This window comes from Kitasatospora sp. NPDC032121 (assembly GCF_055580145.1).
This window is the reverse complement of the sequence record NZ_JBVILX010000016.1, coordinates 50,654-72,456: the sequence shown is the minus strand read 5'-3', so window position 1 is coordinate 72,456 and position 21,803 is coordinate 50,654. Positions and strand designations below refer to the sequence as shown.

The 21,803-nt window shown below is 73.8% G+C and carries 17 protein-coding genes and 2 pseudogenes; 11 read left to right on the top strand and 8 right to left on the bottom strand.

Going from position 1 to position 21,803, the window contains the following annotated elements; genetic code table 11:
• Positions 1–5 precede the first annotated feature (5 nt).
• On the bottom strand, positions 6–860 hold the full coding sequence (locus ACZ5OX_RS30410; RefSeq protein ID WP_465634573.1) for an ATP-dependent DNA ligase: 855 nt from the start codon (positions 858–860) through the stop codon (positions 6–8).
• Positions 861–998: 138 nt separating this feature from the next.
• A pseudogene (gene ligD / locus ACZ5OX_RS30405) lies at positions 999–1,868 on the bottom strand (non-homologous end-joining DNA ligase); the annotation flags it as partial.
• A 277-nt stretch (positions 1,869–2,145) separates the two neighbouring features.
• Here ligD and ACZ5OX_RS30400 point away from each other — a divergent pair.
• On the top strand, positions 2,146–2,580 hold the full coding sequence (locus ACZ5OX_RS30400) for a CBS domain-containing protein (RefSeq protein WP_449793323.1): 435 nt from the start codon (positions 2,146–2,148) through the stop codon (positions 2,578–2,580).
• Between the two features lie 123 nt (positions 2,581–2,703).
• On the opposite strand, the pseudogene ACZ5OX_RS30395 reads toward ACZ5OX_RS30400, so the two are convergent.
• Positions 2,704–3,096 (bottom strand): annotated as a pseudogene (locus ACZ5OX_RS30395) (transglycosylase family protein); the annotation flags it as partial.
• Positions 3,097–3,579: 483 nt separating this feature from the next.
• Here ACZ5OX_RS30395 and ACZ5OX_RS30390 point away from each other — a divergent pair.
• The 4 genes from ACZ5OX_RS30390 to ACZ5OX_RS30375 all read left to right on the top strand — a co-directional run bounded on the left by ACZ5OX_RS30390 (position 3,580) and on the right by ACZ5OX_RS30375 (position 8,379).
• Entirely contained in the window at positions 3,580–4,173 is a 594-nt protein-coding gene (locus ACZ5OX_RS30390) for a universal stress protein (RefSeq protein WP_465634443.1), read from the top strand.
• A gap of 64 nt (positions 4,174–4,237) precedes the next feature.
• A complete protein-coding gene (gene pdxR, locus ACZ5OX_RS30385; RefSeq protein ID WP_465634442.1) occupies positions 4,238–5,692 on the top strand; it encodes a MocR-like pyridoxine biosynthesis transcription factor PdxR in 1,455 nt (484 codons plus the stop codon).
• 189 nt (positions 5,693–5,881) lie between these two features.
• Complete coding sequence (locus ACZ5OX_RS30380) at positions 5,882–6,397, top strand: hypothetical protein (protein WP_465634441.1); 516 nt, start codon at positions 5,882–5,884, stop codon at positions 6,395–6,397.
• Between the two features lie 575 nt (positions 6,398–6,972).
• A complete protein-coding gene (locus ACZ5OX_RS30375; protein WP_465634439.1) occupies positions 6,973–8,379 on the top strand; it encodes a family 2B encapsulin nanocompartment shell protein in 1,407 nt (468 codons plus the stop codon).
• A gap of 1,178 nt (positions 8,380–9,557) precedes the next feature.
• On the opposite strand, the gene ACZ5OX_RS30370 is transcribed toward ACZ5OX_RS30375, so the two are convergent.
• Complete coding sequence (locus tag ACZ5OX_RS30370; RefSeq protein WP_465634438.1) at positions 9,558–9,698, bottom strand: hypothetical protein; 141 nt, start codon at positions 9,696–9,698, stop codon at positions 9,558–9,560.
• Here ACZ5OX_RS30370 and ACZ5OX_RS30365 point away from each other — a divergent pair.
• From ACZ5OX_RS30365 to yidD, 3 genes are all read left to right on the top strand, one after another.
• Positions 9,691–9,819, top strand: coding sequence for a hypothetical protein (locus ACZ5OX_RS30365; protein ID WP_465634437.1), 129 nt, complete (start codon positions 9,691–9,693; stop codon positions 9,817–9,819). The two genes, ACZ5OX_RS30370 and ACZ5OX_RS30365, sit on opposite strands and share 8 nt — an antisense overlap.
• Positions 9,820–9,937: 118 nt before the next feature.
• A complete protein-coding gene (locus ACZ5OX_RS30360) occupies positions 9,938–10,708 on the top strand; it encodes a bestrophin-like domain (protein ID WP_449793317.1) in 771 nt (256 codons plus the stop codon).
• Between the two features lie 136 nt (positions 10,709–10,844).
• The gene (gene yidD, locus ACZ5OX_RS30355; protein ID WP_465634436.1) at positions 10,845–11,417 is read left to right on the top strand and encodes a membrane protein insertion efficiency factor YidD; all 573 of its coding nucleotides are present in this window, start codon (positions 10,845–10,847) and stop codon (positions 11,415–11,417) included.
• Positions 11,418–11,519: 102 nt separating this feature from the next.
• On the opposite strand, the gene ACZ5OX_RS30350 is transcribed toward yidD, so the two are convergent.
• Positions 11,520–13,844: a glycosyl hydrolase family 18 protein gene (locus ACZ5OX_RS30350; RefSeq protein WP_465634435.1), complete on the bottom strand. Its 2,325-nt coding sequence runs from the start codon at positions 13,842–13,844 to the stop codon at positions 11,520–11,522.
• Positions 13,845–14,131: 287 nt separating this feature from the next.
• Between ACZ5OX_RS30350 and ACZ5OX_RS30345 the strand changes: the two genes are divergently transcribed.
• Both ACZ5OX_RS30345 and ACZ5OX_RS30340 read left to right on the top strand, forming a co-directional pair.
• Positions 14,132–14,797, top strand: a complete 666-nt coding sequence (locus tag ACZ5OX_RS30345) for a class I SAM-dependent methyltransferase (protein ID WP_465634433.1) — start codon at positions 14,132–14,134, stop codon at positions 14,795–14,797.
• Between the two features lie 112 nt (positions 14,798–14,909).
• Positions 14,910–16,004, top strand: coding sequence for a TolB family protein (locus tag ACZ5OX_RS30340; RefSeq protein ID WP_465634431.1), 1,095 nt, complete (start codon positions 14,910–14,912; stop codon positions 16,002–16,004).
• On the opposite strand, the gene ACZ5OX_RS30335 is transcribed toward ACZ5OX_RS30340, so the two are convergent.
• On the bottom strand, positions 15,991–18,243 hold the full coding sequence (locus ACZ5OX_RS30335) for a hypothetical protein (protein WP_465634430.1): 2,253 nt from the start codon (positions 18,241–18,243) through the stop codon (positions 15,991–15,993). The two genes, ACZ5OX_RS30340 and ACZ5OX_RS30335, sit on opposite strands and share 14 nt — an antisense overlap.
• A gap of 354 nt (positions 18,244–18,597) precedes the next feature.
• Between ACZ5OX_RS30335 and ACZ5OX_RS30330 the strand changes: the two genes are divergently transcribed.
• A complete protein-coding gene (locus tag ACZ5OX_RS30330) occupies positions 18,598–19,185 on the top strand; it encodes a TerD family protein (RefSeq protein WP_449793311.1) in 588 nt (195 codons plus the stop codon).
• A 28-nt stretch (positions 19,186–19,213) separates the two neighbouring features.
• On the opposite strand, the gene ACZ5OX_RS30325 is transcribed toward ACZ5OX_RS30330, so the two are convergent.
• Entirely contained in the window at positions 19,214–20,872 is a 1,659-nt protein-coding gene (locus tag ACZ5OX_RS30325) for an ABC transporter permease (protein ID WP_465634429.1), read from the bottom strand.
• On the bottom strand, positions 20,869–21,789 hold the full coding sequence (locus ACZ5OX_RS30320) for an ABC transporter ATP-binding protein (protein ID WP_465634427.1): 921 nt from the start codon (positions 21,787–21,789) through the stop codon (positions 20,869–20,871). The genes ACZ5OX_RS30325 and ACZ5OX_RS30320 overlap by 4 nt, the downstream gene beginning before the upstream one ends.
• Positions 21,790–21,803: the final 14 nt, after the last annotated feature.

Here is a 21,803-nt window from a genome sequence, read left to right as displayed (position 1 = left end):
GGTGGTCAGTCGCCCCGGAGGCGGACGAAGGTGGCGGTGGGCGGCCGGCCGGTGAGGGTGAGTTCGGCCCTGAGCGGGGAGGTCAGCGGGTGGACCGGGCCGTGGTCGGGGTCGGTGGCGGGCGGGCCGAGCAGCGGGCGGACGACCTCGGCGACCTCGCGGGACTGGACCGGGGTGAGCCGCGGGGTGGTCAGGAACACCCGGCCGTCGTCGAGCTGGAGGACCAGCGCCTGCGGGTGGGCGGCCGGTCCGGTGACGGCGCGGACGGTGGCGTCGAGGGTGTCGCTGCGGCGGTACTTGACCCAGACGCGGCCCGCGCCGCGCGGGCGGTAGGGGGCGGCGACGGCCTTGCAGACCAGGCCCTCCACCCCGGTGTCCGCGAGCCGCTCCATCCACTCCAGCGCCTCCGCCCGGTCCGTGGTGGCCATGACCGGCTGGACCGGCGGCGGGACGTCGGCGAGCGCCGCGAGCAGCAGCCGGCGGCGGTCGGTGAGCGGCAGCCGGCGGACGTCGCGGCCGGGCAGCGCCAGCACGTCGAAGGCGATCAGGCCGAGCGCCACCTCGGGGGCGGCGGCCCTGGCCTGGCGGGTGTGCAGCAACTCGCCGAAAGCGAACCGGCCGTCGCGCCAGGCGACCAACTCGGCGTCCAGCACCAGCCCTTCGGGCAGCCGGGCGACGGCGGCGGCGATCGGCGGGAAGTCGGGGGCGAGGTCGCGGCCGCTGCGGGACTGGAGGTACGCGGGCCGCTCGCCCCGGGCGAAGGCGACGCAGCGGAAGCCGTCCAGCTTCAGCTCGTACTGCACGCCTCCGCCGCCCAGGCCGTCGGCGGGCGGGACGGAGGTCACGGCGGCCGGGCGCATCACCTCGACAGGCGGGTGCAGCACCTGGCGCGCCGGTGGTTCCGGTTCGGCGGCGGCTCTCCGTCGGGCGGTCTTCGGTCCGGCCGGTTCCAGTTCGGTCGGTTCGGTCGGTTCCGCTCCGGCCGCCGAGGGCGCGGACGGCAGCGGCCTGGCCCGCCCCGGGTCCAGCAGCGGGGCGAGCAGGTCGCCGTGCGCGGCGAGCCGGCCGGGCACCTCGGCGAGCGTGAAGACCAGGTCCCGCTCGTCGGCGGCCGCGTCGAGCTCCGTCCAGGCCAGCGGGGTGGAGACGGTCGGCAGCGGCCGGGCCCGCAGGGTGTACGGCGCGGCGGTGGTCTTCTTGGCGTTGTTCTGCGACCAGTCGACCAGCACCCGGCCCCGGCGGCGGGCCTTGGCCATGGTGTGCACCACCAGCTCCGGGCGCTCGGCCTCCAGGGCGGCGGCCAGCGCCTTCGCGTACGCGGAGACCCGGGCGCTCGGCGTGGGCTCGATCGGGACCAGCAGGTGCAGGCCCTTGGATCCTGAGGTCTTCACCCAGGCGGCCAGGCCGTCCGCCGCGAGCCGCTCGCGCAGCAGCAGCGCGACCGTGCGGCAGGTGAGCACGTCCGCGCCCTCGCCGGGGTCGAGGTCCAGCACCAGCCGGTCGGCGAGGGCCGGCGCGGCCGCGTGCCACTGCGGGACGTGCAGTTCCAGGCAGCCCAGGTTGGCGAGCGCGAGCAGCGCCGCGCCGTTCTCCAGCACCACCTGGCGCAGCTCGCCGGTGGTGCTCGGCACGTCGACCGTGCGCACCCAGTCCGGGGTGCCGGGCGGCGGGTTCTTGGCGACGAACACCTCCGCCTCGACGCCGTCCGGGCAGCGCAGGAAGGAGACCGGGCGGTCGCGCAGGTGCGGGAGCAGCGCGGTGTGCGCGGCGGCGTAGTAGCGCAGCACCTCGCCCTTGGGGGTGCCGGTGCGCGGGTAGTAGACCTTGTCGAGGTGGGACAGCGCGAGGGTGCGCCCGTCCACCGTCATCTGCGGCACGGTCCGCCTCCGATCGCTCCGCCGGTTCGGGGCCTGCGGCCCGGTGGCTCGCTCACTCCTCGGGAAGTACGGGTGGTTCCGCCTTCCACTCTGCGGCCGCACCGGCCGTCCCGGCCTCCCGGCGCCGGGCCGGGGTCGCGGGCGGGGGCGGGGTTGCTTATGGTGAGGACGCGGTCACCCGGCCTCCGCTCCGCCGGAGGGAGCCGGGGAGCACCGCCGGGGGAGGCGGGGGGACCAGCGGGGGGAAACCACCGACGAAGGAGTCCCCGTGACCACTGCCCGAGACATCATGCACACCGGCGCCCAGTGCATCGGCGCCCATCAGACGCTGGCCGAGGCCTCGCGGATGATGCGTGACAAGAACGTGGGTGCGCTGCCGATCTGCGGCGACGACCAGAAGCTGAAGGGCATCATCACCGACCGCGACATCGTGCTGCGATGTATCGCGGAGGGCAAGGACCCGGCCAAGATGACGGCCATGGAGCTGGCCGGCCACCTGCACTGCGTGCGGGCCGAGGACAGCATGGAGGTGGTGCTGCGCAAGATGGAGCAGCACCAGATCAGGCGCATCCCGGTGATCGACGGGGACCGGCTGGTGGGCATGATCAGCGAGGCCGACCTGGCGATGGGCCACCGCGAGGGCCAGCGGCTCACGGACCAGCAGATCATCGAGTTCATGGACAGCGTCTACATGAAGCACTGACCGCCCCGCGCCCCGCCGGACCCGTGCCGAGGTCCGCTGCCGTCGGGAGGCACGACGAGGCCGCCGTACCCCGGGATGGGGTGCGGCGGCCTCGGTGCGCGCGGTCTCGGCGCAGGGGTCTTACTTGGTCAGACCGGCCTTGGCGGAGCAGATCGGCCAGGCGTTCGGGCCCTGGGCAGCCAGGACCTTCTCGCCGATGGCGATCTGCTGGTCCTTGGTGGCCTGGTGGGCCTGCGGGGCGTAGGCGGTGCCACCGAAGGCGGCCCAGGTGCTCTGGGTGAACTGCAGGCCGCCGAAGAAGCCGTTGCCGGAGTTGATCGCCCAGTTGCCGGTCGCCTCACAGGCGGCGACCTTGTCCCAGACCGAAGCCGGCGCGGCGGAGGCGCTGGTAGCCGTGACGAGGCCGGCCACCGGCAGGGCGGTGATCGCCCCGGCCATCAGAGCCATCCGGACGCGGTTGCGGCGCTTCGGGGTGGCAGTGGTGGTGGCAGCGGCGGTCTCGTTACGGAAGGTCATGGTGTTCCTTTCGGAGGGGTCTGCGAGCGCGCGGAACCAGGCCCTCGAAAGGCCGTCGGTTTCGGGGACACGTCACTCGCGTGGTCCTGCACCGTTCTGCTCGGGGGCGGTGGGCCCGGCCGGAGCGAATCGCTCGGTGCAACGGGTTCGAAGTTACGGGTGCGGTCGGGGCGGTTTCAAGGATTCGAAGGTTTGGCCACGTCAGAGGCCGGTTACCGGGGGTAAGGATCAAGGAAATGTGGTAATTTCGCCCGATTTGCCACCATTTTCAAGATCGAAAAGCCCTCTGAAGTGGCCCGCGCCACTGCGGATCCGCCCCGGAGTCGCTGTGAGGCCGCCCACACGGTCGACAGCGCGTGACGGTCGACCGGCCGCCGGTGCCGATTCCGCCGCCGCGGCCGTCCGCCCGGGTGGCCCGGGCCACAGCCCTCACCCCGAGTGCCCGATGCCGTCACCGTCGGTGGCGGGCATAGCCTCACCCCCATGAGCAACGAGAGCGATGCGGCGGACACGGCGGGCGCGGGAGAGACGGACGCCGGTACGGGCGGGACGGCGGACGCCGCTCCCGGAGGCCCCGCCGCGGCGGGGGCGCCGATCGGGACCGGGGACCACGAGGCCGCGGCCGCGCCCGCGGGCTTCGAGCTGGGCACCGACGGCCCCGGCGTGATCCTGGCGGGCCTGGACGGCTCGGACTCCTCCTGGCGCGCCACCGCCTACGCCGCCGGCCTGGCCCGTCGGCAGGGCGCCGTCCTCGCGGTGGCGTACATCCAGCCGATCCTCGGCGCCGCGACCGCCCTGGCCGGGGCCGTGGTGGAGGAGACCACCCAGGAGATCGCCGAGGAGCTGCTGGCCGCGCTGCGCGAGGCCGAGCACCGGGTGCGCGAGGTGTGGAGGGTGGAGTGGCGCTTCCTGACCATGCGCGGCGACCCGTACACCGGCCTCGCCAAGCTCGCGGACGAGCTGCGTGCCGACGCCGTGGTGGTCGGCGTCTCCGAGCAGGCCGGGCACAAGGTGATCGGATCGGTGGCCGTCCGGCTGGTGAAGGCCGGCCGCTGGCCGGTCACCGTCGTGCCGTAGCCCCCTTCAGGGGTGGCGGGGCGGCGGGGCGGCCGCCGGGAGCCGGCCGGTAGGGTGCGTGACCATGACGGACACGCGGGGCACGCACCCCTCCGAGCCCGCCCACCCGACCGGGAACGACCTCCACCTCGACCTCCCCGCCACCGGCGGCCGCCGCGCCGCCCTGATGGCGGCCCTGCGCGAGGCGATCCGCAGCGGCAGACTCGCCCCCGGCACCCGGCTGCCGCCCTACCGCACCCTCGCCGCCGACCTCGGCCTGGCCCGCAACACCGCCGCCGAGGCCTACGCCGAACTCGTCGCGGAGGGCTGGCTGACCGCCCGGCAGGGCTCCGGCACCACCGTCGCCGAACGCGCCGAACCCGTTCCGCGCACCCGGGCCCGCCGGCCCTCCCGTCGCCCCGGCCCCATCCACGACCTGCGCCAGGGCCGGCCCGACGCCTCCTCCTTCCCACGAGCCGCCTGGCTCGCCGCCGCCCGCCGCGCCCTGACCGCCGCCCCCAACGAGGCCTTCGGCCCCGGCGACCCGCAGGGCCGGCGCGAACTGCGCACCGTGCTCGCCGACTACCTCGCCCGCGCCCGGGGCGTGCGCACCGACCCCGACCGGATCGTGGTCTGCTCCGGCTTCGCCCACGCGCTGCGGCTGCTCTTCGACGGCGCCGCGCCCGTCCTGCCGCCCGCCGAGCACGGCCCGCTGGCCGTCGAGGCGTACGGGCTGGGCTTCCACCGCGGGCTGCTCGCCGCCGCCGGCGTCCCCACCGTCCCGCTGCCGATCGACGAACGGGGCGCCAGGACGGGCGACTTGGCGCAGCACCCGGACGTCCGGACGGCGCTGCTCACCCCCGCCCACCAGTTCCCCACCGGCGGCCCGCTGCAGCCGGGCCGCCGCGCCGCCGTCGTCGACTGGGCGCGCGGGCGCGGCGGGCTCCTCCTGGAGGACGACTACGACGGGGAGTTCCGCTACGACCGCCAGCCGGTCGGCTCCCTCCAGGGCCTCGACCCCGAACGGGTGGTCTACCTCGGCAGCACCAGCAAGAGCCTGACCCCCGCGCTGCGGCTCGGCTGGATGGTGCTGCCCGACCACCTGGTGGACCGGGCGCTCGCCGCCAAGGGGGAACGCGAGGGCTGGGCCAGCGCCCTCGACCAGCTGACCCTCGCCGAGTTCATCGACTCCGGCGGCTACGACCGGCACGTGCGCCGGATGCGCCGCCGCTACCGGGAGCGCCGGGACCAGCTGGTGGCCGCGCTCGCCGCCCGCGCCCCGCACGTCGAGGTGTCCGGCATCGCGGCCGGCCTGCACGCGGTGCTGCGCCTGGAGCCGGGCACCGAGCGCTCGGTGCTCAAGGCCGCCGGCTACCGGGGCCTGGCCGTCGAAGGGCTCGCCGACTACCGGCACCCGGCGGTCGGCGAGGAGGCGATGCCCGCCGTCGACGGCCTGGTGGTCGGCTACGCCACGCCGCCGGACCACGCCTACCCGGCGGCGCTCGGCGCGCTCTGCGACATCCTGCCGCCGAGTGCGTGACCGGGCTGAGCACCGAAGGACGTGGTTCGGGGCCGGGGGAGGGGCGGCGAAGCATAGGCCCCCGGGTCGGCCCGTGGGGTCGGAACGCGGGCGGGCCGGTGCGCGGTGTCCGCTCGCCGCTCCTGCGTCGATACGGACCGGGGCAGAGGAGCGCAACCCTGGCGGAATCGGCGCCTACGCTCCTTGGTCATGCGCAGAACACACCTGAGTCGCGCCGCGCTCGCTGCATGTCCGGCCCTCGTCGTCGGACTGCTCCTCTCCGCCGCCCCCGCCGCCCGGGCCGACAGCCGGCTGCCGCTCACGGCCGTCTCCGACAAGCAGACGACCGTACGCGGCGGCGAGTTCACGCTCACCCTGACGCTGACCAACCCGTACGACACCCCGATCCAGTTCGTCTACCAGAGCGTCCAGGAGACCTACGCCACCAGCCTGGAGACCGGTCTCAAGTTCAGCGCGACCGCCTGCGGCACCCAGACCAACGGGTGCAGTGACAACGTCCACGGCGGCATAGCCCGTTACAACGTGCCGCTCGCCCCCGGCGCCAGCAGCGCCTTCACGGTGACGTACACCGTCGCCCCCGACTCGGCCTGCGGTCCCGCCACCCGGATCGACTTCTACTCCTACCTGTACTACGAGTACAACGGCGGCGAGTCCAACAACTCGGGCATCGTCAACGTCCCCGGCACCCAGGTCGCCTGCGCCTGACCTCCGCCGCAGCCGCGGGCGTCGCCGGACCGACGTCGCCGGACCGGCCTCGCCGCGTGGGATTCCCGGTGCGGACCCCACTGCGCACCCCCGTCAACCCGTCAGGTGCCGGTTTCCCCCGTGCCGGCCCTGGCGGGTCGTTCGCTTTTCCGCGGCGGCCCGCTCGCCCGTCCGCGGCCGTTGCCGCGCCGCGCGGGTTCCGCGGCCGGAACGGCGTGCCGGGTTGACGCCGGGCGACGGCCTCCGGGTCGTCCGGCACGGTTCCGGCCGGGGGGAAAGCTGTTGGCAGCACGGGGACCGCTGGGGCGAACGGATGTTCCCGGAGTTTGTGGGGCCTTGGGGGCGGACCGGCCGAGATTCACCCTATCGGGGGGTAGTCGGCCTTCGTGAGGTCCCGGCCGGGCTCTGGTGATCTAGGGTTCCCGATGAGTCGCCGGGAGACGGTGGCCACACCTCGCGAAATCGCCAACGCCCCCACCAATAAGCGGATCTGATGATTCGCCATGCCATGCGCCAGGACGGGCCCGTACGCCCCTGGACGCGTGACCCGATCACAGGAATGGAGAGCCCTGCCGATGACCGTGGACACGAGCCCGGAGGCAGTGCAGGCCAAGCAGCAGAGCCTTGCGACGGCCGCTGCCCGGAACCTTGCCACCACGACCAAGTCCGCACCGCAGATGCAGGAGATCACCTCCCGCTGGCTGCTCAAGGTGCTTCCCTGGGTCCAGGCCGCCGGTGGCGCCTACCGCGTCAACCGTCGGCTGACGTACGCCGTGGGCAACGGCGTGGTGGAGTTCATCAAGACGGGCTCCCAGGTCCGGGTGATTCCGGCCGAGCTGGGCGAGCTGGCGCTGCTGCGCGGATTCGAGGACGAGGACGTCCTCACCGCCCTGGCCGACCGTTGTCAGCAGCGGGACTTCGGCCCCGGCGAGGTGCTCACCACCCAGGGCGAGGCCGCCGACAAGATCTTCCTGATCGCGCACGGCAAGGTCAACAAGATCGGCACCGGCAAGTACGGTGACGACACCGTGGTCGGCGTGGCCGGCGACGGCGACCGCTTCGGCGACGACGCGCTGCTGAACCCCGACGCCGTCTGGGAGTTCACCGCCAAGACCGCCACCGCCGGTGTCGCCCTGACGCTGACCCGGGCGGACTTCGCCGCCATCCGGGACAACGCCCCCAGCCTCCAGGAGCACCTCCAGGGCTTCCTGGCCCTGCCGCTCCAGGCGCAGAACGAGCGCGGCGAGGCCGAGATCGCCATGTCGGCCGGCCACCACGGTGAGTTCGAGCTGCCCGGCGCCTTCGTGGACTACGAGCTCAAGCCCCGTGAGTACGAGCTGAGCGTCGCGCAGACCGTCCTCAAGGTCCACACCCGCGTCGCGGACCTGTACAACCAGCCGATGAACCAGACCGAGCACCAGCTGCGGCTGACGATCGAGGCCCTACGCGAGCGCCAGGAGCACGAGCTCGTCAACAACCCGGAGTTCGGCCTGCTCAACAACGCCGACTTCGACCAGCGCATCCAGACCCACTCCGGCCCGCCCACCCCGGACGACCTGGACGAGCTGCTCAACCGCCGCCGCGACCCCGACTACCTGCTGGCCCACCCGCGGACCATCGCCGCGATCGGCCGGGAGTTCAACGCCCGCGGGCTGTACCCCACCCACGTCGACCTCGGCGGACAGCAGGTGCCGGCCTGGCGCGGGGTGCCGATCCTGCCGTGCAACAAGATCCCGGTCACCAAGGAGAACACGAGCTCGATCCTCGTGATCCGTACCGGTGAGGACAACCAGGGCGTCATCGGCCTGCACCAGACCGGTATCCCGGACGAGTACCAGCCGTCGCTGTCGGTCCGCTTCATGGGCATCGACGAGAAGGCGATCATCTCGTACCTGGTCAGCGCCTACTACTCGGCCGCCATCCTGGTGCCGGACGCGGTCGGCGTGCTGGAGAACGTGGAGATCGCGAACCGTCCCAGCTGAGCGCGGAGAACGGCGAGCACGGGGCCGTAACCGGCCGACTCGAAGATCGTTTGACCTGATGACGGACGGCCCGCCCCCGAAGGCGGGCCGTCCGCCTGACCGGGTCTGATCACTTCTGGTCGTACCCGATGGAGTTCCTGTCGGGAACGCGGCCGAGTCCGGTCTCTTCGTCAGTTCTGCCCGTCCAACCCGTTCCCCCGGGGCCGGTCGGCCCGCGGCCGTTCCGTCCTCCCCGGACGATCCGAGAGGTGTGTGGAGCCCATGCCCGTGCGTCGGCAGATCCGCCGGATATCGCCCGGTGGCGGTGGGGGCGCGGCCCGCGGGCGACGGGTACGGCTGCTCGGCGCGTCCGCCGGCGTGGTCGCGGTCTGCGCGCTGGTCGGCGGTGCGACCGCGTCCGGCGCCGGCCACCCCGGCGGGTACCCGCACGGCCCGGTGGTGGACGTCTGCGTGTGCGAGAAGACCGACGTGTCGACGTCGGTGGGGCCGGACGGTCAGGTGAGCATCGGCGTGGACGTGGACGTGGATGTGGACGTCCAGGTCGGGGTCAGCGTCGCGCCGGGCCTCGGCCCTGGGCACCACGGGCACTGGCCCCCGCACGGGCACCACCCCTGCCACTCGCCCAGGCCCTCGACGAAGCCCACCAGGCCGCACTTTCCGACGTCGTCGTTCTCGGTGCCGCATCTCCCGTCGCCGTCCTTCCCCTCACCGTCCTTCTCCTTGCCGCCCTTCTCCTCGCCCTCGCGCCCGGCGGGGCTGCCGAGCGAGACCGGGTGGCCGGCCGAGGAACAGGGCGGATCCGGGCAGGTCGGGCCGGGTCACGACGGTGACGACCACGAGGGCGACGAGCACGGTGACCACCACTGGCTCCACTGGCATCACTGGCACCATCACCACCACCACCCGCACCCCTGTCCAAGCCCGAGCCCGACTCCCACACCGACGCCTACGCCGACGTTCACCCCCACTGCTACGCCGACCCCGACGCCGACTCCCACCCCCACGCCGTCGCCCAGTCCGACACCGGCCCCCAGCCCGTCGCCCGCGTCACCCACGCCCCCGGCATCCCCGGCGCCGTCCGCTCCCGCATCACCGCCCGCGCCCGCCCCGGCCCCCGCGCCGCCCGCCCCGGCGCCGACCGTGCCCGCCCCCGCTCCGGCGGTCCCCGCGCCCGCGGCTCAGAGCCCCGCGGCACCCGGCACGTCCGCCCCCGACTCGGCGGCCTCGCCGAGCGCGGCGCGTCCGAGCCCACTGTGGCCGACCCCGTCGGCGCAGCCGGTGTTCCACGTCCCCAGGTCGCAGCCCAAGGCCATGGCCAAGCAGCACCAGGGCACCTCGATGACCACCACGCTGCTGGTGATCATGGTCCCGGGGGTGCTCGCGGCGGTGGCCCTGCGTCCTGGACGTGGCGGTGGCCGCGGCCGCTCGGGCCCGTCCTGACCTCCTCCTGACGGCCCGCCGGGCGGTTGCCGGCCGACGGCGGGCCACGCTCCCCGGCCAGGGGCGCCCCATTGACCTTCCCGTTCCGTCACAAGCCAAGCCAGAGAAGGGAGTTCCCATGTCCGAGTGGGTGGCGGTGGTCATCGCCTTGGCGTCGGCCTGTGCCGTCGTGGTGGCGGTGGTGGTACTCAGGCAGCGTCGGCCGATCGCGGCGGACAGCACCGACGAGACCCCGGACGTCATCGAATACATCACGATGATGATCGGAGTGGTCTACGCGATCGTCCTCGGTCTCGCCATCGCGGGTGTCTGGGAGGCGCGCGGTGCCGCCCAGGACGACCTGTTCCGCGAGGCGCAGTCGCTGCGCGAGGTGAGCGACCGCGCGGTGATCTACCCTGCGGAGTTCCGTGACCAGGTCCGGGCCGACGTGGACGCCTACGTCTCGTACGTGGTGAACACCGAGTGGTCCTACATGCAGGAGACCGGTGGCATCACCGAGAAGGGTGACCAGCTGCTCCAGAAGCTCCAGAACGACATCGCCACCCGGTCGCCCGCCTCCGACCTGGAGTCGCAGGGCTACCAGCCGATCATGGACCGGGTCAGCCAGGCCTCCGAGGCCCGCAACTCGCGTGGCCAGAACGCCGGGCCGACGATGCCCGGGGTGGTGTGGTTCGGCCTGATCGGCGGGGCGGTGGTGACCATCGGCATGCTGTTCGCGCTGCAGATCCGGCGCACGCCCAGGGAGTTGACGCTGGCGCTCTGTTTCAGCGTGCTGATCGCCTTCCTGCTGTTCATGATCTGGGACTTCGACAATCCCTTCTCCCGGAGCGTCTCGGTGACCACCCAGCCGTTCGAGGACCTCTTCCCCGAGCTCAACCTCGGCGGCTGAGCGCGGGGTACGGGGGGCCACGGGGTCGAGGCACCGAGGCACCGAGGGGCGGGATCCGGGCGGATGATCTTCGGATAATCTTGCCCGGATCGTCGTGGGTCGGCCCCCGACGGAGAGAGCGAGGGGGTCCTCAGCAGTGTCCGACCCGACGCCGGATCTCGGCGCCCACTACCCACCGGCCCACCCGGAGCGCGCCTGGTGGTGGCTGCCCGCCTCGGAGCGGCGGCGGCGGAAGAAGCAGCGCCGGGTCTGGGAGGACTACCGGGAGCGCTACCGCAAGGAGGACCACGCCAAGGCCCGGCGGCGCAAGCACCTCCGGGACGAGGGCGCGGACTGCTGCTTCGACGGCTGCTGCGAGATCGCCGATCCCTGCCTGATCGTCCTGATCCCGGTGATGATGGTCTCCGGCGTCCGCTTCGCCCTCACCGGGTGGCGCGGGCACCGGACGGCCGACCCGTCCGCCCCCGCCCCGCGCGGGTTCGCGGCCGGGGTGCTGTACGGCGCGGTGCGCTACTACCGCACCGAGGTCAGCCCCCGCCGCCCGGCCTGCTGCCCGTACACGCCGTCCTGCTCGACCTACGCGGTGCAGGCGCTGCACCGGCACGGTGCGGTGCGCGGGGCCCGGCTGACGGCCGGGCGGTTGCTGCGCTGCCGTCCGGGCGCGGGCGGGACGGACCCGGTGCCGCCGGGCCGCGGCCGGACGCGCTGAGGTCGATCGGGCCGCTCCCGGGCGGGACGGGTGCGGCAGGACGAGCCGCGGGTGGCCCGCACGGATGTTCCGTGCGGGCCACCACTCGGTTCCGACGGATCGTCAGCGCAGGCTGCTGTCCATCGAGTTGAGCATCGTGCCTGCGGCGTCGTCGTTCTCCAGGGAGAAGGCGAACAGCCCGCCCAGGCCCTTGCTCTTGGCGTACGCCCCGCGCGCCTGGACGGCCTGCGGGGTGTCACCGGTCCAGAAGTTGGTGCCGTCGTAGACCCAGCTGCTCTCGGTGACCGGGTCCCAGTGGGTCTGGGCCGCGGTCGGGTTGAGCTCCTTCCAGGCGGCCAGGCCGGCCTCCTGGCTCAGCGGCTTCTTCGCCGTCGGGCCGGTCGCGCTCTGGTACAGGCCGTAGCCGGAGCCGGCCGGGACACCGGTCCAGCCGCGCCAGTAGAACGGGATGCCCAGCACGATCTTGTTCGCCGGGAAGCCGCCGGGGATGCCGTACTCGGGCAGGCCGGTGGTGTACGCGGCGAGCGTGGTGTCCACGTTGTACTTGCGGGTGCCCGGGGTGATCGGCGTGGTCGGGTCGGCCGGGCTGTCGTGCAGCGGGTCCTGGTGGTTGGTCGGGCCCGTGGCGTCCCAGGCGCCGTGCATGTCGTAGGACATCACGTCGGCGTAGTCCAGGTAGGCGCCGATCTTGTCGGTCTCCAGCTGGGCGATCTTGTCCTGGCCGCTGGGCAGCGCGGCGGTCAGCAGGTACCGCTTGCCCTGGGCGGTGCCGAGGGCGTCCAGCTGGGTGCGGAACTCCTTGAGCAGCAGGGTGAAGTTCTGCTTGTCGGCCGCGGAGTAGTGGTTGCCGGTGTGGCCGCCGGCCGAGCCCGGGTACTCCCAGTCGAGGTCGATGCCGTCGAAGAGGCCGGCTGCCGAGGCCTGGCCGCCGGAGGCGTCACCGGCCACGCCGGTCGGCAGGTTCCCCTTGAGGAACATGTCGACGCACGAGGAGACGAAGGCCTTGCGGGAGGAGTCGGTGGCCGCCGCGTCGGAGAAGTACTTGGAGTACGTCCAGCCGCCGATCGAGATGGTGAAGCGCAGGTTCGGGTACTTGGCCTTCAGCTGGCGCAGCTGGTTGAAGTTGCCCTTGAGCGGCTGCTCCCAGGTGTCGGCGGTGCCGTCCACGCTGGTGCCGGAGCCGTAGTCGGCCTGGTAGTCGGCGTAGGCGTCGCCCGCGCCGTCACCGGCGTTCGGGTTGGACTCGTTGGCCGAGTCGGAGGCCTTCACCGCCTGGAAGCAGGTGAACCTGGTCGGGTCGATGTTGGCGAACGCGTAGTGGATGACGTCCAGCTTGGCCGCCGCGCCGCTGGTGTCGACGTTCTTCGCGTTGTACGCGTTCTCGTAGACGCCCCACTGGTCGAAGTAGGCCGATCGGACCGGCTGTTGGGCGGGGGCCGCCGCGGTCGTGGTGCTCACCGGCGCGGACTGGGCGGAGGCGTGGCTGCCGGAGTAGCCCTGGACGCTGAAGGTGTAGCTCCTGCCCGGCAGCAGCGAGCTGACCGTGACGGAGGTGCCCATCGAGGTGGCGACCAGCTGGCCGTTGGACCACACCTTGTACGCGACCGCGCCGTCACCGCTGGTGAGGGTGGACGGCTGCCAGGTGAGCACCACCGCGTTGGACGTCGTCCTGGTGGCCGCGAAGCCGGTCGGCGTGGTGACCTTGCCGTCCCCGGCCGGGCCGCTCGCGGTGGCCGTCGGGGTCGGGGTGGTGGTCGTGGGGGTGCCCGTCGGGCTTCCGGTGGCGGTGGGGCTGGCCGTCGCGGTTGGGCTGGCCGTGGCGGTGGGGCTCGCGGTGGCCGTCGGGCTGGCGGTCGAGGTGGGGCCGGCCGGGCCGGTCAGCGTGAGGTCGTCCGCGTAGTACGTGCCGGTGCCGTACCAGCCGTGGGTGAAGACCGTCACGGAGGTCGTGGTGGCACCGGTGGTGAAGGTGGTGCTCAGCTGGTTCCAGCCGGTCCCGCCGGGCGTCCAGGCCGAGGAGTTGACGCCGGTTCCGGTGGCGCCCAGGTAGACGTAGCTGCCCTGGACCCAGCCGGCCAGGGTGTACGTGGTGTTCGGCTGGACGGTGACGGTCTGCTGGCACTGCGCGGTGTCGCCGGCCGAGGCGGCGCCGCTGAGCGCGTGGGTCCCACCGTGCACCGGGGTGGTGACGACCGACCCGTTGGAGCAGGTCCAGCCGGCCAGGGTGCCGGCCTCGAAGTCGCCGTTGGCGAGCAGGTTGACCGGGGCCGCCGAGGCGGAGCCGAAGGTCAGGGCGATGGCGGCGCCGCTGGTGGTCAGGGTGGCGGCCAGGGCCAGTGCGGTGGCCCTTCTGCGGTGGGCGGCCCGGCGGCAGGCGCGCTCCCCGGCGGGGTGAGCGGGCTGTGCGGGCAGGACACGGTCGTGCATGCGGTGGGTCCTCCGGATGTGTGGGGGTTTCCGGCGGTGCGGTGGCCCGGGTGGGCCGGGGGGAGCCGGCCCGGGCGCGGTGGGGGCGCGCGGGCAGGGTGACGCGTGCTGACGGGCGGTGCGCGGACACGACGGGCGGCCGACCCGTGCACGTCACGACTGAACAGATTGGACTGGACCAATATTCGCCGTCAAGGGTGTCCGCCCGCTGGACCGCTTCCGGCCGGTTCGGCGGCGGCCCGGTAGGTTGGCCGGTACGAGCAGGCCCGTCGAACGGAGGAGGCGCGATGGACAGCCAGGACTGGGACGACCGCTACGCCGCGAGCGAACTGGTGTGGGGCGCCGCGCCCAACCAGTGGGTGGTCCGCGAACTGACCGGCCGAACCCCCGGCCACGCCCTCGACCTGGCCACCGGTGAGGGCCGCAACGCCATCTGGCTGGCCACCCAGGGCTGGGAGGTCACCGGACTGGACTTCTCCGCCGTCGCCCTGGAACGCGCCGAACGCCTCACCGCCGACCTGCCCGACGAGGTCGCCGACCGGCTCACCTGGCGCCACGGCGACGCCCGCGCCCTGGAAGCCCCCGCCGCGGGATACGACCTCGTCCTGGTCGCCTACCTGCAGCTCCCCGCCGCGGACCGCCGGGCCGCCCTGCGCCGCGCCGCCGACGCACTCGCTCCCGGCGGCACCCTGCTGGTCCTCGGGCACGACCTCAGCAACCTCACCGAGGGCGTCGGCGGGCCGCAGGACCCGGCCGTGCTCTTCACCCCGGAGGACGTCCTGGCCGACCTCGCCGGCCACGGGCTGCGCACCGTCCGGGCCGAGCGGGTGCACCGTGTGGTCGGCGGGGAGCCGGGCCACAAGGACGGCGAGACCGACGGGGGCGGTGGGGCGGCCGATGGCGGCCGGGTCGCGGTGGACGCGCTGGTCCGGCTGGAGCGGAGCGCCGGCTGACGCACCCGGCCGGCGGGGCCCGCGGCGAGGTCCGCCGGCCCCTGCCGGCCGGCGGCGCCTGATCCGCCTGGCGGCGTACGACAACTGACGATACGTCAACTAGCTTGTGGGCATGAGGACTCGTGCGCTCGGGGCGGCCGCCGTGGCCGCCGCCCTGCTGCTGGCCGGATGCGGTGGCTCGGACTCGGGAACCGGTGCGTCGCCGGCCGGCAGCTCGCCGGTCGACGCGCCGTCGGCCGAAGCCCCGTCGGGCGGTGTGCCGCCGGCCGACCCGCCGTCGGCCGGTGGCGAGCGCCGCGCCGACGGCGCCCGGTTGCTCTACCGCCCCGGCGGCGGGCACAGCGCGCAGAACCCGGCCTTCGCCCCGGACGGCCGCTCGGTGCTGCTCACCGAGTTCAGCGGGGGCTACAACAAGGGCGACGCCGCCCTCGGCATCCTCCCGCTGGACGGCGGCGCGCCGCGCAAGGTGGTGGAGGACCCCGACAAGGCGGCCGTCAACCTCCCCGGCACCAGCTGGAACGCCGCCGCCGACGCCTTCGCCTTCGCCACCGACCGGGAGTCGGAGCACGACGAGGTCTGGCTGATGAGGCCGGGCGGTACCCCCGAGCGGGTGACCAGGCACAGCGACGGCAGCGGCTACAGCGAGCCGAGCTTCTCCCCGGACGGCGAGTGGATCGTCTTCCAGCAGAGCCGGGAGCCGGAGCACACCGCCGGGCAGGGCGACCCGGCCGGGCGGGACTCGATCCGGAAGGTCCGCCGAGGCGGCGGCGAGCCCGTCCTGCTGGTGGACGGCCCGGGCACCGGCACCGACAACCGGCAGCCGAACTGGTCCCCGAAGGGCGACCGGATCGTCTTCCAGCGCCGGAGCGCGGGCCGCGACGACTGGTCGCTGTGGACGGTGGGCGCGGACGGCGGCGGACTGCGGCGGGTCACCGACGTCCCGGGCGAGCACACCGACCCGAGCTGGTCCCCGGACGGCCGCTTCCTGGTGTTCTCCTCCACCCTGGGGGACCTGCCGAACGCCCAGGTCTTCGTGGTCGACGCGGAGGGCGGGACCCCCGTCCGGGTGACCCACGACGACACCGCCTACGACGGCGCGCCCAGCTGGTCCCCGGACGGGCGGTGGATCGCCTTCGAGTCCGCTCCGGGCGGCGAGGCCAACCCCGCCGCCCTCTGGCGCGTCCCCGCGCCCGCTAGCCCGCGGTGATCGTCACCACCGAGTACTGGGCGACGGTCAGCGGCACGCTGACCGTCGAGCCGGTGACGGTGTACGGGACGGCCTTGGGCGCCGGGTCGGTGCCGTCCGGGCTGGCGACCGTGACGGCGGTGACGCTCGCCCCGGCCGGGAGGGCGTAGGAGAGCGTGCAGTTGGCGGGAGCGCTGCGGAACGCCGCCGGGGCGTCGGCGAAGTTGCTGAAGTTCACCAGGTGGACGACGGTGTCGGCGCCGAGCCGCCGGGCGTCCAGGAAGATCCGGCGGTCCCCGGCCAGGGTGACCGCCGGCGGGGCGGACTGCCGTACCGCGGTGAGCAGTTGGTCCGCCGAGGCCTGGTCGGTCCTGGTCAGGTAGCTCAGCCCGGGCAGCGCCTTGACGTACCAGCAGCTGCCGCTGCCGTAGGAGTTGTGCCTGGTGGCGGGCAGCGGGTCGGCCCTGCGCAGGCCGAGCACGTCGGAGAGCGCGAACTCGCTGCGCTGACCGCCCAGTTCGTCCAGCGCGGTGGGTGCCGGGCCGGTGATGACGATCGTCCCGCCGGCCGAGACGAAGCCGCGCAGCAGCGCCGCCTCGGTGTCCGAGACGGCCTGGAGGTTGGGCAGCAGCAGGACCTTGAACCGGGCCAGGTCGTCGGCGGTCAGGCCGGGGCTGGGCACCGTGTCGAACGGGACGTGGGCGTAGACCAGCGCCTTGACGGTACCCCGGAACTCGCCGAGCCAGGGCAGCGAGGCGCAGCTCATCTGCGGGTCGTCGCCGCCCCACCAGTCGGCGATCCCGGCCGGGGCCGTGGCGTTGACGTACATCCCGTTGCCCTCGCCCGGGGCCACGTAGTCCCGCGACGGGGCCGAGTGGTAGACGCCGACCTGCGCGATCGAGACCGGGTCGTAGAGCTTCGCCTGGTTGGTGCGCACGAAGCGGTACATCCGGGTGCGCATCGCGCCGTCCACGGTGTCGTTCTTGAACGGGGTCTTCACCTCGTACGGGTTGCACCCGGCCGCGATCAGCTGGGACATCACCAGCGAGGCGTCGTCGGCCTGCCAGCCGTAGGAGAACGCCCAGGCGGGCTTGGTGCCGCTGGCGGCGCGGGCGTACTTGTACATGGAGATCAGGCAGACCCAGTCGGAGGCGGTGGCGTGCCGCATGCCGTCGTAGTTGCCGAGGATGTCCACCTCCCAGACCTGGCTGACGGCGCCCGGGGCCTGGCGCAGGTAGCCGCCGTCCAGGCCGATCGAGGTGGCGTAGCGGTAGTCCATCGACACGGTCTCGACGAAGGTGACCAGGTCGGGGTTGACCGAGCGGCCCGCGTCGGCGATGTCCAGCTGGAACCGGAGCAGGTTGCGGTGGCGCCACTCGACGTAGCGGCGGAAGACCGGGTCGGCGAAGTTCTGCGCCTTGGGCAGGTCGAGGCCGGTGTCGGCCTTGAACGCGGCCGCGCCCCAGGTGGAGGCGTCGCACCAGGAGAGCACGCCGTCGAAGTAGATCGGGACGTCCGGCCAGATGCCGTCCACGCCGGTCGCGGCCACGCCCTTGATCCGGTTGAGGTAGTAGTCCCGCCAGGGGGAGTTGGGGCTGAGCCAGACGCTCTCGTCGCCCGGGTCGACCCAGACCACCACGCTGCCGTAGAACACGTTGGGCTTGCCGGCGAGGTCGCGCTGGACCCAGTTCTTGCCCTGGTCGTTCTTGTAGAAGGAGCGGCCCTTCTCCCCGCCGGGGGAGATCAGCTCCAGCGACGGGTAGTACATGACGACCTTGAGGCCGGCGGCGTGGGCGAGGTCGGTGAACATCTTCACCTCGGCCATGTGGGCGGCGAACTGGGCGTCGGTGAGCCAGTCGGAGAGCAGGGTGTCCAGCTCGATGACGCTGACCTCCTGTGCCTTGAGGGCGTCCACGTAGCCCTGCATGTCGGCGGGCTCGTTGAAGGTGCCGTCGGCGATGCGGGCGTAGCGGGCCCAGTCCGGCCACACCTGTGCGGCGGCGGTGTCGGTGCGCAGGCCGGCCCGCCCTGCCTGCGGCCAGAGGCCGTCGTACTGCGCGGTGCCGTGGTCGGTGTCCGGCGCCGCGGCGGCCCAGGCCGCGCCGCCGGGCAGCAGCCGGGCGGTGGCCAGCGCGCCGCCCGCGCCGAGGCCGGCCCGGAGCAGCCGGCGGCGGCCGAGGCGGGAGCCTCCGGGGCGTCCCGGCGCCGGGTGCTGTGCGGTTCCTTCGTGCCGTTCGGTTCCTTCGTGCTGCTCGGGCATGGTGGTCCCCCCAGCGTGAGCGGGCCGGCGCGGGTCGGCCCCGGCCCGGGAACGGTCGTGAGCACTGCGATCGGTGCGTGGGGACGGGCGTGCCGTCCCGGGGCCGACCCTAGACCGCGCGCCGCCCCGGCCGTCCGGTCACGGTCGACGGCTACGCCAGACGTCGGACCGCCGGTTCCCTCAGTGTGCGGACCGTCGTCGGGGGTCCTGGGGTCCTGGGGTTCCGGCGGGAGGCGGGGGTGAGGCCCGGGGGAGTACGGGGTAGGGGTGCTCCCAGGACACCGTCGATGATCATAAATTCTCTACAGTGCTGTAGATTCGCGGCACGGGCGGTGGCAGAACGAGGAGGACGCGATGAGCGTTTCGCTGGCCAAGGGGCAGAAGATCAGCCTGGAGAAGCCGGGCGGTGGGCAACTGAGCCTGGTCCGGATGGGCCTGGGCTGGAAGGCGGCGGAGCGCAAGGGCTTCCTCGCCAAGCTGCTCGCCGCCGGCCGGGAGATCGACCTGGACGCCTCGGCGGTGCTGTTCGCCCAGGGACGGCCGGTGGACGTGGTGTTCTTCCAGCACCTCAACAGCAACGACGGCTCGGTCCGGCACAGCGGGGACAACCTGGTCGGCGGCGCGGGCGACGCGACCGACGACGAGTCGATCACGGTCGACCTGACCGCCGTCGCCGCCGAGGTCGACCAGATCGTCTTCACCGTGAACTCCTTCACCGGGCAGACCTTCCAGGAGGTCGAGGCGGCCTTCTGCCGACTCGTGGACGAGACCACCGGCGTCGAGTTGGCGCGCTACACGCTCACCGGCGGCGGCCCGTACACCGCCCAGATCATGGCGAAGGTGCAGCGCACGGCGACCGGTTGGCAGATGACCGCGATCGGCCAGCCGGCCGGCGGGCGGACCTTCCAGGACCTGATGCCGGAGCTGGTCAAGTACCTCTGAGCCCCGTGGCGGGGCCCGGCGCCGGGCGTCAGTCGATGTCGCGGCGCCGGAAACCGACCAGGGCCAGGGCGATCAGGGCGGCCGCGACCAGGGTGAGCACGGCGAGCGGCGTCCAGTCCATCGCGGCCGCCGGGAGCCGGGGCACCTGCCCGTACGGGGAGAGCCGTTCCAGGCCCTCGGGGAGGTCGAGCAGCGGGCCCAGGTAGCCGATCACGAACGTGTACGCGGGCACCAGCCAGGCCAGCGGCGTGGCCCGGGGCAGCCAGCCGTAGACCGCGGCGGCGAAACCCACCGTCACCCACTGGGCGGGCGCGAAGGCCAGTGCCGCGCCGGTCAGCCGCAGGAACGCGCCCCCGTCGCCGCTGGACAGCGCCCCGGCCAGGCCGAAGCCCACGCCCGCCGCGAGCAGCACGGCGGTGGAGCCCAGCAGGGCCGCCGCCAGGTGCCCGCCCAGCCAGGCCGACCGGGAGACGCCGGTGACCAGCACCGGCACCGCCCGTCCTGCGTTCTCCTCGGCGCGCGGGCGCAGCGTGGCCAGCACCGCGTGGACGCCCGCGACCACCGCGACGACCAGCATGGTCAGCGCGGCGTAGGAGTCGGCGAGGGTGTGCCCGCCGAGCCGGTCCAGCGCCTCCCGGATCCGGTCGACGCCCTTGAGCATCGAGTCGGCGTCGCCGAGCAGCGAGCCGTACATCGCGCCGACCAGCAGCAGGGCGGCCGCGAAGCCGCCGAGCAGGCCGCGGTGCAGGCGCAGCGCGAGGCCGAGCGGGGTGCCCAGGGCCGGGCTGCCGGTGGCCGGGCCGGGGCGGGCGGCGCGCAGGCCGGCACCGTGGTCCCGCCGGCTGCTGAGCGCGAACCCGGCGGTGGTGGTCGCGGCGGTCAGGGCGAGTGCGGGCAGCAGCGGCCACCAGCGGTCGTCCACGAAGGGGTAGCTGCGCTGCAGCCAGCCGATCGGGGAGGCCCAGGAGAGCGCGCCCGAGCCGGCGTCCCCGGCGGCGCGCAGCGCGTAGGCGGCGCCGAGCACGGTGAGGGCCAGCCCGGAGGCGGTCCGGGCGTGCGCGCTGAGCTGGACGGTGACGGCGGCCACCGCGGCGAACAGCAGCCCGGCGAGGGCGGTCGCGGCGCCGTACAGCGCCGATCCGGCGGCGGTGAGGCCGGGTATGCCCAGAGTGGGCAGGCCGGCCGCGAGCAGCAGGCCGAGCGCGAGGTCGGCGGCGGCGGCGGTGGCCAGGGCGGCGGCGAGCGGGGCGTGCCGGCCGACGGCGGCGGAGCGGACCAGTTCGGCGCGGCCGCTCTCCTCCTCGGCGCGGCTGTGCCGGGTGACGGTCAGGATGCTCAGAAGGCCGGCCAGGACGGCCAGCAGGCCGAGCATCCGGTGGCCGAGCATGGCGCCCCAGGTGTAGTCGGCCAGGTAGTGGGCCGGGCCGCTCATGGCGAGCAGCGCCGGGTTGTCCGAGCCGTGCGCGATGGCGGCGCGGTCGGCGGCGGTCGGGTAGACGGAGCGGACGCTGTCGGCGGTGGCCAGGGTGACCAGCCAGAGGCCGAGGACCCAGGCGGACAGCCGGAACCGGTCGCGGCGCAGGGCGAAGCGGAGCAGCGTGGCGGTGCCGGCCAGGGTGGTGCCGGCTGGGTGGCGGGGTGCGGCGGTGCGGCCGGTGGCCGGTCCGGCGGTGGTGGTGGCGGTCATCGCAGGGCCTCGGTGTGGTGCCCGTTGGCGGCCAGCTCGTCGCCGTAGTGGCGCAGCATCAGCTCCTCCAGGGTGGGCGGGTGGCTGACCAGGCCGCACAGCCCGGCCGCGCTCAGGAGCCTTACGGCGGCGTCGAGTTCGCTACTGTCCACGGCGAACCGGACCAGGTCGCCCTCGGTGCGCAGGCCGTGCACGCCGGTCAGCGCGTCCAGTCCGGCGACCGGGCGCAGGGTGCGGGCTTCGACGGTGGTGCGGGTGAGGTGGCGCAGTTCGTCGAGGGTGCCGCTCTGCACGACCCGGCCGTGCCGGATGATGCTGACCCGGTCGCCCAGCTTCTCCACCTCGTCCAGGATGTGGCTGGAGAGCAGGACGGTGCGGCCCTCCTGCTTGGCCTGGCGCACGACGTCCTGGAAGACCACCTCCATCAGCGGGTCCAGGCCGGAGGTCGGCTCGTCGAGCAGCAGCAGCTCGGCGTCGGAGGCGAGCGCGGCGACGATGGCGACCTTCTGCCGGTTGCCCTTGGAGTAGCTGCGGCCCTTCTTGGTCGGGTCGAGGTCGAAGCGCTCGACCAGCTCGTCGCGGCGGCGGCGGTCGAGCCGGCCGCGCAGCCGGGAGAGCAGGTCGATGGCCTCGCCGCCGGTGAGGTTGGGCCAGAGCTCGACGTCGCCGGGCACGTAGGCGAGGCGGCGGTGCAGTTCGACGGCGTCGTGCCACGGGTCCCTGCCGAGCATCCGGGCGCTGCCGCCGTCGGCGCGCAGCAGTCCGAGCAGGACGCGGATGGTCGTGGACTTCCCGGACCCGTTGGGGCCGAGGAAGCCGTGGACCTCGCCGGTCTCGACGGTCAGGTCGAGGCCGTCCAGCGCGGTGGTCCGGCCGAAGGTCTTGCGCAGGCCGGACAGGGTGATGGCCTTGGTCATACTTCTGAAGCTAC